Genomic DNA, 12801 nt, shown 5'->3' with positions numbered 1-12801 from the left:
ACATGCATCAGGACAACCATATTTGTGTTTACACTATTTTCATTTCACTGCTGTTCGTTCCTAATATTTCTGAATAACTTAATGGTTAACCCAGCGGCAAAGAGGCTCAAACAGACAAATACGCCAACAAAGGCAATTAATTGTCCAGGAGTTATGCTTACCCCCACGACCAATTGAGCTATTGTCTGGGAAACTACGATTATTCCAATTAAAGAACACAAAATGAGCAAGCTTGAAGCCAAAGGGTAACTGATTGGGACCCGTCGTGTTAATAATATTCCGATCAAGATTGTTGTGGGAGAAATGATCCCTAAATCCAATACATATGTAACCTCCGTTGTGTAACTTTCGATCCCTACAGGCACATGTCCATTTACTAGTGACACAATGATATCCAAAAACCATACTACAAAAACCAATATGCCTGAAATAATTAAGAACAGAGAGATACCGCGATGAGGAAAGCTAGGAAGAATTTTTGAAGGCAACTCTTGTAGGTTAATCGTCATAAATCCTAGTATGAAAGCATACAAACTAACTGAGAAGAAAGCAACATATACTATGAACAATTGATTATATGCTACCCCGAAAACCAATGCTGATGAATAATAAAGGAAGCAAGTTATCGAACCTAGCAATAATAATTGGCCCTTAAGTGTACCTTGACTATATTGATAGATTGAAAAAATCAAAAAGGGAGTTGCTACAAAAAGTATGGCGGCATCCGTCCCCCTAAAAATTGGGGCCTTCATTAAAGTATCAAATTTATATAAACCATGCCCATATATCTGTGAGGTTTCGCCGTGAACAGTAGTAAAAGAAAAAGGGCTCCCCCCTCCATTCCAAAACAACCCGACACCCGCCGAAATAACCGCTAAAAACACCAAGGAAATAGAAAGAATAATTAATGCCTTTGAGCCCTTCATCTTACTCCACCTTTATAAATTCAAATGTTGTTGAGGTCCATCCACTGTAATACCACCCTTAATATAACAGAAAGAGACAATAAACCGTTTGTATATTCAGTGAAGTAACAGCTAGGCTCACTTCACCGAATTAATACGTTACTGGAACAAATGGTGCCTGACCCCCGCTACGTTAATGCGTTAATATCCTGGGGTTGGGCACCATTTGTTAAGATATTGATTTTACTGTCTGGTAAGTTTAAATTTTCTGATATATTATGATGATATAGTACCGTTTATCTATTTCATATTTTCTTAAGGTAGGGATCGATATGACTCGTCTAACCGACCATTTGATTGTGATCTCATTTGATTGTCTATCTTCTTTAGATTTTCCATTATTACAGGAGCTTCCGCACTTTCAAGAGCTTTTCAAAAATGGAGCTTATTGTAAGCAGGTCGAGACCATTTATCCATCAGTTACATATCCCTGTCACGCCACGATTGTGACTGGTAACTACCCAAAGCGTCACGGAGTCATTAACAATACAATTCTTCAGCCTGGCAATCCTTCCCCTGACTGGTATTGGGAGCGTTGCCATATTAAAGGGACCACTCTTTACGACGAAGCGAAAAAGGCAAACATGACCACTGCCGCTTTATTATGGCCAGTTACCGCAAAAGCCAATATTGATTACAATATGCCCGAAATTTTTGCCAATCGGCCTTGGCATAACCAAATCGCAGTCTCATTATGGAACGGAACCCCACTCTATCAACTAGCCATGAACCGCCGCTTTGGTCATCTCCGAAGAGGATTGAGCCAACCTGAGCTTGACGAATTTGTGCTGGAGTCAACTGTTGAAACGATTAAAACAAAAAAGCCTGATCTATTACTCGTGCATTTCACAGATCTCGACACCCAACGCCATTATCACGGCTTTTCATCTGATGAAGCCATCGCAGCTGTTCACCGTCATGACATACGTCTAGGCAGAATCATTCAGGCACTTAAGGAAAGTGGAATATATGATCAATCCACCATCATTGCTCTTGGTGACCATAGTGCACTTGATGAATCCAAAGCAGTTAAACTTAATGTTCTCCTTCTGGAGCGTGGTCTGATTAGCGTGGATCATCACGGTAAGGTAACCGATTGGAAGGCTTATTGTAAAAGCTGTGATGGCTCGGCATATATTTATATAAAGGATGAGCTATTCCCAGAAACAAAGGATGCTGTAGCAGAGCTTTTACAACAACTTTTAAAAGACAAAAGTAATGGTATCGAGAAAGTACTCACATCGGAAGAAGCTGGATCAAAGGGTGCTGATGATGGCGCCACCTTTATGATGGAAGCACTTCGCGGTTTCTATTTTAAAGAGGAGCTTGACGGAGAATATATCGATAATATTACTCCCGAGGATGTCAAAGAGAAGCGCTATACATTTGCTTCTCATGGTTATTCTCCTGAAAAAAATGATTACACAACCATGTTAATTGCTTCAGGAAAAGGGATTCGTCAAAACATCATCGTCCCTTCCATGCATCTCGTTGATGAAGGACCGACACTCGCTCGTTTACTCGGCCTTAGCCTAGGGGATACAGACGGTCGAATTATTGACGAATTTATAGATTCTTAGAGCTACCGTTAAGCTTGTATCATTCTCATCATATTTGTAAACTGCTTTTCTTTTATCATGAAAAAATAGTTTACTAGGGGGCAAGGCTTATGAAGGGTTTTTCAAAAGAAGAGAACAGCTGGATGTTCTATGATTGGGCAACCTCTGCTTATTCCATTATTATTTCGACAGCTGTGTTTCCATTGTTCTATAAAGCGTCTGCTACAAGTGCAGGAGTTAGTGCAGCAAACTCTACAGCCTATTTAGGTTACACCATTTCGTTTGCTACTTTTTTATTAGCAGTACTCTCACCTATTTTGGGTACCATCGCTGATTATCAAGGATATAAGAAGCGATTTTTCACTTTCTTCTTTGGGTTAGGTGTTGCTTTTACTGCACTCCTTGCTGTTATTCCAAGTGATCGATGGCTGCTATTATTAATTTTTTATACAGTTGCTGTGATTGGGTCTTCAGGATCAAATATTTTCTATGATGCCTTCCTCGTTGACGTAACAACCGAGGACCGGATGGATCGCGTTTCCGCCCGCGGATTTGGCCTAGGGTATATTGGAAGTACGATTCCGTTCATTATTAGCATTGCGATTATTATGTTAGCTCAAAACAAGACGATACCAATTTCCACGACAACGGCAAGTCAGATTTCTTTCATAATTACCGCTATTTGGTGGGGATTATTTGCCATCCCGATGTTCAAAAATGTCTATCAGCGCTACTATATTGAACGTGAGCCCAACCCAATTGTTAACAGCTTTAAACGTCTAGGTAAAACGTTAAAAGAAATTCGGAAATATCGAGCACTATTTTTATTCTTGCTTGCATACTTCTTATATATTGACGGCGTCGATACGATTATTACCATGTCAACGGCTTATGGAACAGACCTTGGAATCAATTCTACCAATCTGCTGATTATTCTATTTGCTACACAGGTTGTCGCAGCACCGTTTGCGATATTATATGGTAGACTTGCCAAGAGCTTTACTGGGAAAAAGATGCTATATGTTGGCATTACCGTCTATATTATTGTATGTATTTATGCTTATTTTCTAAAAACGACCTTAGACTTTTGGATTTTAGCCATGCTTGTCGCCTCTTCCCAAGGTGGGATTCAAGCATTAAGTCGTGCATATTTTGCCAAGCTCGTACCAAAACAAAATGCAAACGAATTTTTCGGATTCTACACCATTTTCGGAAGATTTGCTGCCATTTTGGGACCTCTTTTAGTTGGGGCAACAGCACAACTTACCGGTAGTACAAGCAGCGGTGTATTCAGCTTGGCTATCCTATTTGTTTTAGGACTAATCATTCTATCCCGGGTACCAGAACCAGAAAGCATTTAAAAAAACTTAGTAAACTTGAGATATATTAAAAGAGGAGCCCAAATATGATTTTGGGTTCCCCTTTTTTTGATTTTAATAAGTAATTAGAATAAAATTATCTTGATGTTAGAAGTCTGATCATCAGGTGAGGAGAACCCCATGAAAAAAGGATTGATTCCATTAGTTTTTATCTTGCTAAGTTTCACTTTATTAACCTCGTGTAACTCGCAAAAAGACATTGATCAACAAGTAAAAGATTATGTTAAAGAAAAATATAAATTTAACGTTGCTATTACATATCGTGAAGGTAAAAATGAAGGAAATATGGGAGACCGAATTTTCCAGGTCATAAAAAATAGCCAACCAAAAATTGAATTTCATGTTTACCTTTCGGGTGTTATAAATCCTAAAATCCAAGGTGATGATTATCCAGAACAGAAAAAGGCTTACGAATATAGCCAACAATTTTTCAAGGAGAATACGCAAAAAATTAAACGATTTGGTTATGATCAAATAAAATTTTCTGCTTCCGCAAATGGACTTGATGTAAGTGTCGTTACAAATCAAGAAGTTAGCTCACGTGATCAAAACTCACTTGAACGGTTACTGGAATTTGTTCAAATCGTGAACCGCTTTAAAGAAGACTCGCTCCGTACTGAAACGATTAGTTCAATCATCATTCATCATAAAAATAGCCAGAATAAGATTGTTGTAAACGGCATTAACTCAATAACGGATTCTAAGATCTTAACTCAACAACTCAATAAAGATGCATATTTTGTTAATAAAGCGTTGTTCCAACGTGACAAAGCTTTATTTCAATCAATGGAAAAAGACATTAAAGAAATAGGATACAGTTATAAATATGGACTCAATGTAGGAATGGTAAAAGAAACAATTTTTTGTAATGAAGACAACATTAAGAACGGTGAATGTTTCGGAGGGTACGATCTCACGCTAGAAGGACCAAGGGATTCAAAAAGTTTATATCAATTAGCCCAAACGTTAAAAAGTCAGGATATTAAGATTAAGGACGTATTCCTCCCTGAAAAACCATCATTACTAATCGAAAATATTGACAAAATTACAAGTCCCCAGCAAATCGATCTAATCCTTGATAGAAAATAATAAAAATGGTGCCTGACCCCCGGTGCGGTAACGCAGTACCGCGCTGGGGGTCAGGCACCCAATAGTAGTTTAACGTGTTAAACCATCACAACTTTATGCTGAGACTTTTAGGGTTTATGCATTTAAATCTCTTTTTTTGAAAAATGTGTAGGTCACAAAAATGAGTATGGCACTCAGCCCTACTGACAATAGGATAAATACAACATCCAATCCATCACCGAACATAACCTCTTTTGCTTCAAAATACTTAAACGGTGTCAGATATTTTAAGACTTCAAGGTTATCATTTAAATCAATCGCGATCGATAAAATATAGGTAAGCATCATGACCCCGGCACCAAATGATGCTGCCGACTTTGGATTTTTTTTCACAGCAGCAAGCGCACTTCCAATCGCCAAAAACAAAAGCTGCAAAACGAACATTGCCACCATTGTAAGGGCAACATCACCATTAACCGCCTCATGGTGTTTGTTGTATTTCCCCATCACGACCACCAGCGACACCAATGACACCAGATTAAAGATCACAACATTCGTGAATGCCGCTATTAACTTTGCTGTAATAACGGTTGTTCTGGAAACAGGCTTGACGAATAAGAATTCAGATGTTTTGTCGCGCTCCTCTTTCGCAATAATACCCGCACCCAGCATTACGGCATGAACCAGCGCCATTAATAAAATATAAATAAACAGCATCGAATAATATCCGCTTAGTGTAGATAGATCGACATCAGAGAAGCCTAATACAGCCTTCATCGATTTAGGCATATCTGCAACAATGTCATTGATCGATTGACCCGAAGAAGAATAGGCTTCATATTTAGCCATCCCAGATATCGCCATAAAAAAGATCCCAACGCTCCAAATAATCAGCGATTTTCGATAAGATTTCAGTTCTTTTATAAAAATATTCAAGAATAAACACCTCCAATTTGCTCAAAGCTATACAATGCAAACATCCTTAAACCGCATGGATATCCTTTTTGGTATAAACAAAATAACTCCCCACTATGGCTAAAATAATAATGACCGCACCTACAATTAAAAAGGATGATTCATAACTCGAATGCTTTAAAATATAGGCGGTGTCAAAATATTTAAACGGCGTAATATATCGTTTCGCATCCTCACCCGATGAATCGCTGAGCATACCAAGAAAATAGAAGACAAACACAGTGCTGAGCGACACAGACAACACGGATTTAATTTTTGGAACAATAACAGAAATAATAATTCCTAGAGCTAGAAAAATCAGTTGAATAAAAAACATCGTCAGCGAAAGCAAGATAAATAATTTCATGCTAAAGTCATCCGTTTTAACTTGGTTCGCCATCAAGATCCCGGCAGCTATATACACGATGTTCGTGATGATGATTGAAACCGTTGCTGCAAGCAACTTCGCTGTTAACACCGTTGTCCTGGTAACTGGTTTGGTTAACAGAAAATCCGCTGTTTTCTCTCTGACTTCCTTGCTGACAATCGCCGTGCCGAGATTCATCGCCTGAATCGCTCCCATAAGCGTAATAAAAGTTAACGGGAAGCAGTAAAAACCTAAAATGGTAAAGAAACTGCCAAGGTGCATACCTAATGCATTTCTGATTGCCTCAGGATAACCTGACAACATTTTGGAAAATGCATCCGCATCCTTTGCAAAAGATGGATAAATCGACAAGAAAAAAATAACAATCAATGCTAAGGATACCGACCAAATAATTATTGACTTCCGGTTCGCCTTCAATTCATGCAAAAATATGTTCATCGCTACTTAATCCTCCTTTTCATAGTAATGCATAAAGATCTCCTCTAGGTCAGGCTCTTCAATCCAAAGGTTGGTAATATCGATTTCAGCAATCTTTTTCAATACACCGTTAATGTTTCCTCTAAATAAGAAGCTAATTATGTTATCTTTCTTCTCTAGCTTTGTCACGCCATCCAAATTAAAGTAATCTTTATCGAGCGTCGCATGCGTATCTATTTTGAACTTTTTATAGTTGTTTTCTTTTAAAGTACTAATCTTTTCAACCGTTACGATTTTACCTTCTTTTATGATCGCAACACGATTACATAATCTTTGAACCTCGCTTAAAATATGAGAGGAAAATAAAATCGTGGCTCCCTTTTTATTCTCTATTTCAAGCAATTCAAAGAATTTTTGTTGCATTAATGGATCTAGTCCACTGGTTGGTTCATCAAGAATAATCAGCTTCGGTTCATGAAGAAGCCCCTGAACAATCCCAACCTTCTTTTTATTTCCAAGTGATAAATCATCTATTTTTTTCGTTAAATCAAGATTCATAATTTCTGCTAATTCTTTGATTCTCTTTGTGCAATCTTTTTTATAGAAGCTTGCTGAATATTTTAATAGGTCCATCACCTTCATGTTGTCATAATAAAAAACTTCTGAAGGTAAATAGCCGATTTGCTTCTTAATTTCAGGAGCAAACTGAACGCAGTCTTTCCCAAAAATTGTGGCACTGCCGCTGGTTGGGTATATTAGTGACAACAGTGTACGGATCGTTGTCGATTTACCGGAACCGTTTGGGCCTATAAAGCCAAATATCTCTCCCTCTTCTACATTAAAACTAATGTCCGTAATCCCTCTTGATTTTCCATACATTTTGGTAAGATTTTTAATTTCAATTACATTCATGGTAGAACCTCCCTTTTCAATCGAACATGTATGATTAAGCAGATTTTTTAGAACCTGCAGTCTACAAAATTAGATCAAATTTTCTTAGTACTATTTATAAAAAGCTGTTCTGAGGATTTCACAATACCCATCCATTTCTTCCATTACTTCCTCTAAATAGGTTTGATCCAAATTACTAGCTAACGCTTTATCTTGCTGACGGTAAGCAAATCCTTCCATTGCCCAAAAAATAATATTGACTGTTTTTTCAATATCCAGTCCCTCTTTAAATTTTGAAAGGTCTATATCCCCAAACAAATCTTTATAACCATAATTCAATAATTCTTTGTTCTTTTGGTCAATTTCTTTCTTTACATCAGGAGCGTTCTCTGTGTATATACTTTTAATAAAATTAAACACTTCAGGGTACTTTTGGAATAAATCGAATTTGAGTATTGCAATCTGTCTGTACCTATTAAAAATGTCTTTTTCGCTCCAATCCACTTTTGCGAGAATCTCCCCCATTACAATCCCCATAAAATGGTTATATAGAAATAAGTACAAATCCTTTTTATTATTAAAATAGTGGAACAATAATCCTTTAGAGATTCCTGCTTCTTTTACAATCTCATTAGTAGAAGCATTTTGATAACCTTTTTGCGCAAATTCTTTTAAAGCAGCATTTAAGATTCGATCTTGCTTTTCTGGATTTAGATTTAGAAATTTAGAAAACAACAGATTCACCTCCATCGAAAAACTTATTTGCCAACTCTTATTTATCATTTGACCCCTTTGGTCAATTTGATTATAGTTCCGTTGACTAGGTTGGTCAATAGGCTAATAATATTATTTTTTCCGTAAACTAAACAACGAAAAAAGCCCATCCATTTTAGTAATAGGATGCGCTTTTTTGGTGCCGCTTATTTTAATTGGTCTATGTTGCATTAATAATGCTGTTCATTAACATTCTCTGGTTTAACCTTTCAGTTACACTTTATTTTCGTACAATAACGTTTGTCCTTCAAATAGACTTTTCTTCACGTCAATAATCCGTTGGTTACTACTACCTTTATATAAAAGACCTAAATCCCGCTTAGCTAACTCAAATTGCCCGTCAACTAGGACATCGACTTGGGTCAACAATTTCAGGTGGCTTGGGTCGGTAAGCAAGGTTTCAAACCTATAGCCTGTATAACACCAAATATTTTTCCCCTCATGTTTTAAAGTTGCAGCTAACGGTGCCACTTCATCACTTTGAAGAAAGGGTTCCCCCCCGCTTAATGTAACCTGAGTCAGTTCATTTTGGATTATCTCCGAAAAAATCTCTTCCTTTGTCATGTCAGTGCCATTCTCCATTTTCCATGATTGAGGATTGTGACAACCAGTGCAGTGATGAGGACATCCCGCAAAAAAGACGACACTTCGAAACCCTTCACCATCAACAATACTATCATGAATAATGTTCATCACTTTCAACCGAAATCACCTCTTTATTTTCAAAAAAAGATCAACCCCATATTTAGTTGGAAAAAGTGTTGGCCTAAAACGACCAACACTTTTTTGTTAATGGTGATGAACTCTATCTCGTTCTTCACTGCGTTTACTGCTATTCCATTTATCCAAACTTCCAACCAAATAACCTGTGATGCGACGAATCCGCTCGATCTTAGACTCTTCATGATTCCCACATTTTGGACATTCATTCTCGATGATTCCTTTATGATTGCAATCTAAGCAACGATCAACCGGATGATTGATACTTCCATAGCCCACGCCATATTTTTGCATTGCCTTGACAATTGTATCTAATGCATCGATATTTTTGCTTGCGTCCCCGTCAAGCTCAATGTAGGTTATGTGTCCTGCATTGGTTAGTTCATGGTATGGAGCTTCAATCCTAATTTTGTCTACTGCTTTAATTTTGTAATAGACAGGAACATGGAAACTATTTGTGAAATATTCGCGGTCGGTTACACCCGGTATCACTCCATGCTTGGCCTTTGCCTTCTTTAATGCCTTACCTGCGAATGATTCAGCTGGAGTAGCCAATAAGGTGTAATTTAAATCGTATTCCTCAGTGGCGGAATCCATTTTTCCACGCATGTATTTAATAATGTCATAGCCCAATTGAGCCGCTTCTTCACTTTCACCGTGGTGTTTGCCGGTAAGCTGAACTAAAGCTTCTGCCAAACCAACAAAGCCGACAGAAAGGGTCCCTTGCTTAAGAATTTCATCAAGCTTCTGATAGGGATTAAGCATCTCACCGTTCCACCATATTCCTTGTCCATAAAGGAACTTGAAATGAGAAGCCGTTTTTTGTGCTTGATAGAGATAGCGTTCGTATAATTGTTTATTGGTTAAATCAATATAATGGTCAAGCTTCCCGAAGAAATCCATCACTCCATCAGACTCAATGGCCAGTAACGGCAGGTTAATCGTTGAAAAAGAAAGATTTCCTCTACCTACTGGAGTTTCTTTGCCATGGACGTTAGAAATGGTACGCGTTCTGCATCCCATTGTTGCAATCTCTGACTGTGGCGTGCCATCATAATATTTCAAATTAAACGGTGCATCCAGGAACACATAGTTCGGGAATAACCGTTTTGATGTTGTTTCTAAGGATAGTCGATAAAGATCATAGTTCGGGTCGCCTTCATGGAAGTTCACCCCGTTTTTCACTTTGAACACAATGATTGGGAAAATCGGAGTTTCTCCCCCACCTAATCCACCTTGCGTCGCTAGAAGGAGATTTTTGGTAACCATTCTGCCTTCTCTTGAAGTATCAGTTCCTAAGTTTACCGAAATGAATGGTACTTGTCCCCCACCACGGCTATGCATCGAATTACTATTATGTATAAATGCCTCACACGATTGGAATACCTCTTGATCAGTTAATTCCCACGCTTTTTCCTCGATGATTTCCTCTTCCATTTCTCCAACCATTAACTCTTGAATCATCTTTTTCTTTTTTTCAAACGTCATCCGAACATATGGCGCTAAATCGTAATCTAAAGTAGGGATTGATTGCCCACCATGTTGGTTGTTTTGATTTGACTGAAAAATAATACTTGTTAAAGCTAAAGCACTTGTAATGCTCTTCGGTTCTCTCATATGTCCATGCCCGGTATTAAACCCACCCTTTAGGACTTTTGCTAAAGGGATTTGGCTGCAAGTTGTCGTACCACTGGCGTAAAAATCCAAATCATGGATATGCATATATCCGTCCAAATAGGCTTGTTTGACATCTTCAGAAAGTAGATTGTCTACTACATATGATTTGGCAGACGCTGAAGCAAACAACAACATCATCCCCATCGGTGACAAGCCATCTACGTTAGCATTTTCCTGAACTAAATCTTTGTTACTACTGTTTACAATCTCTTTAAACTCTTCATAAAGCTTTGATTTCATAGTTTTTCCCCTTTTGGTAAAAACCCTATATTTAGTACTACGAAAATAATATTATCACAACATATGGTGTTTAAATGTGAAAAATTCATTTAGTTTTTGTGACATTTTGGAAATTAATCCAAAATTATTTTATAAAATTATTGATTTTTTCCAAAGGTAAAATAACATGACTGGTCATCATCTGGAAGATTCATGGACATTATTCCAAAAAAAGTGCCTGACCCCCTCCATGTTAACGCATTAATGCGTCGGGGGTCAGGCACTATTAAGTATATTAACGCATTAATGTGCTGAGGTTAGGTGCTTTCAATTTTTGTTGATGCTTGGAAATTGGATGGTGAATGTTGTGCCTTTTCCGGGTTCACTTTTGACCTTTATTTTGCCCTTCATTGCTTGGATGAGTTGGAAGGAAATCGTTAGACCTACCCCAGTTCCTTTTTCCTTGGTGGTATAAAACGGTGTTCCCAATTTATTAAGTTGGCTTTTTGTCATTCCTTTTCCACTATCCATAATTTCAATAGAGACTATCCCATTCTTTTCAATTGTATCCACTGAAAGAACCCCTCCAGCATCCATTGCTTCTATCCCATTCTTGATAATATTGACTAAAACCTGCTTCATTTCGTTACTATTTCCTTTTATGTGTAGTGAATCTTGAATATTAGTCTTGATCGTGATGTTCTGTATATTGGAATAAGATGTCATGAGTGCAATGGTCTTCTTAACCTCATCTGAGATATTTATAGAAGTCAGTTCCTCAGTATTTGGTTTCGCTAACGACAAGTAATCATTGATGATTGATTGTGCATGATCCAGCTCACTTAAAGCAATTTCGATATAATTTTTCTGTGTGCTTTTCAAATTTTCGTCATCGATCAATAGTTGTAAAAAACCTCGAACTGATGTCAAAGGGTTCCTCACCTCATGAGCAACGGAGGCTGCTAGTTGACTGATTATATTAAATTTTTCATCCCTATGTAATTTCTTACGAATTTCAATTTGTTGATTGACATTTTCGATGACAAACACAACCATCATCAGGCAAATCCAAGTAATACTATAAAAAATAAACATAAAGCGAATTTGCTGTATTTGATTCGTTTTAAAAAGAGTGAGCATCACAATAAACGTGTTAGCCCAAAATATTAAACTGACAAACCAAAGTTTCCCCTTTTTTTGGTATGATTCAATTTTTTTTGCTAAAAAAATTAGAATAATACTTGAAATAGAATAATTGATCAAAACAACATAAAACCCATTCCCACCTATAATAAATCGATAGGTTAACAGGATTAACACGTTAATTAAACCCGGAATCGTTCCACCATAAACAAAAGAAATAATAAAGGGAATGATTCTAAAATCATATATATATCCCTCAGAAAATTTGATTGGGTAAGACATCGTCAGAACTATGATGATCAATAACATGATAGTCAATTTCCAGTTTAGCTTTCGGTGTTCCCGGTTTTTTTCATTAAAAAACAAATAATAAACAAAAATAGGGAAAAGTACGATTAGAACTTGATATATAACAACCTCATAATCAATTACCATACAAATAATCCCCCAAAATAGTAGTGGAGAAATAGAATCATTAGAACATTTAACTTCTCTTAAAATATTATATTATAAAAGCGGATACTATTCTCGTTATTTTCTAAAAATTTCAAATACCACGAATTTAATAATAACCTTTCATTAGTTATTTTCGACTTCCCATCCATTCAATTTTAGTTGACAAAAGTATAAAAAAATCGCCATAAACC

The 12801-nt window shown here is 37.0% G+C and carries 11 protein-coding genes; 3 read left to right on the top strand and 8 right to left on the bottom strand.

Features of this window, described 5'->3' with window-relative positions; all coding sequences use genetic code 11:
* Nucleotides 1–44: 44 nt before the first annotated feature.
* A complete protein-coding gene (locus B1NLA3E_RS03150; RefSeq protein ID WP_015592415.1) occupies nt 45–926 on the bottom strand; it encodes a hypothetical protein in 882 nt (293 codons plus the stop codon).
* 311 nt (nt 927–1237) lie between these two features.
* Between B1NLA3E_RS03150 and B1NLA3E_RS03145 the strand changes: the two genes are divergently transcribed.
* The 3 genes from B1NLA3E_RS03145 (at nt 1238) to B1NLA3E_RS03135 (ending at nt 4992) form a co-directional block, all read left to right on the top strand.
* Nucleotides 1238–2545 (top strand): alkaline phosphatase family protein, encoded by a 1308-nt coding sequence (locus B1NLA3E_RS03145; protein WP_015592414.1) that lies wholly within the window; start codon nt 1238–1240, stop codon nt 2543–2545.
* 89 nt (nt 2546–2634) lie between these two features.
* Entirely contained in the window at nt 2635–3885 is a 1251-nt protein-coding gene (locus B1NLA3E_RS03140) for an MFS transporter (protein ID WP_015592413.1), read from the top strand.
* Nucleotides 3886–4023: 138 nt separating this feature from the next.
* Nucleotides 4024–4992 (top strand): hypothetical protein, encoded by a 969-nt coding sequence (locus B1NLA3E_RS03135; protein WP_015592412.1) that lies wholly within the window; start codon nt 4024–4026, stop codon nt 4990–4992.
* A gap of 114 nt (nt 4993–5106) precedes the next feature.
* Here B1NLA3E_RS03135 and B1NLA3E_RS03130 read toward each other — a convergent pair whose 3' ends face one another.
* The 7 genes from B1NLA3E_RS03130 to B1NLA3E_RS03100 form a co-directional block, all read right to left on the bottom strand.
* Nucleotides 5107–5907 carry an ABC transporter permease subunit gene (locus tag B1NLA3E_RS03130; RefSeq protein ID WP_015592411.1) on the bottom strand — a complete coding sequence of 267 codons (801 nt, stop codon included), beginning with the start codon at nt 5905–5907 and terminating at the stop codon, nt 5107–5109.
* A gap of 46 nt (nt 5908–5953) precedes the next feature.
* A complete protein-coding gene (locus B1NLA3E_RS03125; RefSeq protein WP_015592410.1) occupies nt 5954–6751 on the bottom strand; it encodes an ABC transporter permease subunit in 798 nt (265 codons plus the stop codon).
* Between the two features lie 6 nt (nt 6752–6757).
* Nucleotides 6758–7642 carry an ABC transporter ATP-binding protein gene (locus B1NLA3E_RS03120; protein WP_015592409.1) on the bottom strand — a complete coding sequence of 295 codons (885 nt, stop codon included), beginning with the start codon at nt 7640–7642 and terminating at the stop codon, nt 6758–6760.
* Nucleotides 7643–7732: 90 nt separating this feature from the next.
* Nucleotides 7733–8365 (bottom strand): TetR/AcrR family transcriptional regulator, encoded by a 633-nt coding sequence (locus B1NLA3E_RS03115; RefSeq protein ID WP_328285161.1) that lies wholly within the window; start codon nt 8363–8365, stop codon nt 7733–7735.
* A 243-nt stretch (nt 8366–8608) separates the two neighbouring features.
* A complete protein-coding gene (gene nrdG / locus B1NLA3E_RS03110; RefSeq protein ID WP_015592407.1) occupies nt 8609–9097 on the bottom strand; it encodes an anaerobic ribonucleoside-triphosphate reductase activating protein in 489 nt (162 codons plus the stop codon).
* 87 nt (nt 9098–9184) lie between these two features.
* The gene (locus tag B1NLA3E_RS03105; protein WP_015592406.1) at nt 9185–11032 is read right to left on the bottom strand and encodes an anaerobic ribonucleoside triphosphate reductase; all 1848 of its coding nucleotides are present in this window, start codon (nt 11030–11032) and stop codon (nt 9185–9187) included.
* 306 nt (nt 11033–11338) lie between these two features.
* Nucleotides 11339–12589, bottom strand: a complete 1251-nt coding sequence (locus B1NLA3E_RS03100; protein WP_015592405.1) for an ATP-binding protein — start codon at nt 12587–12589, stop codon at nt 11339–11341.
* Between the last annotated feature and the right edge of the window lie 212 nt (nt 12590–12801).

Source organism: Bacillus sp. 1NLA3E, from assembly GCF_000242895.2.
GTDB lineage: Bacteria > Bacillota > Bacilli > Bacillales > Cytobacillaceae > Bacillus_BU.
Note: the sequence above shows the minus strand (reverse complement) of the source record. Positions and strands in the feature narration are given on the sequence as shown.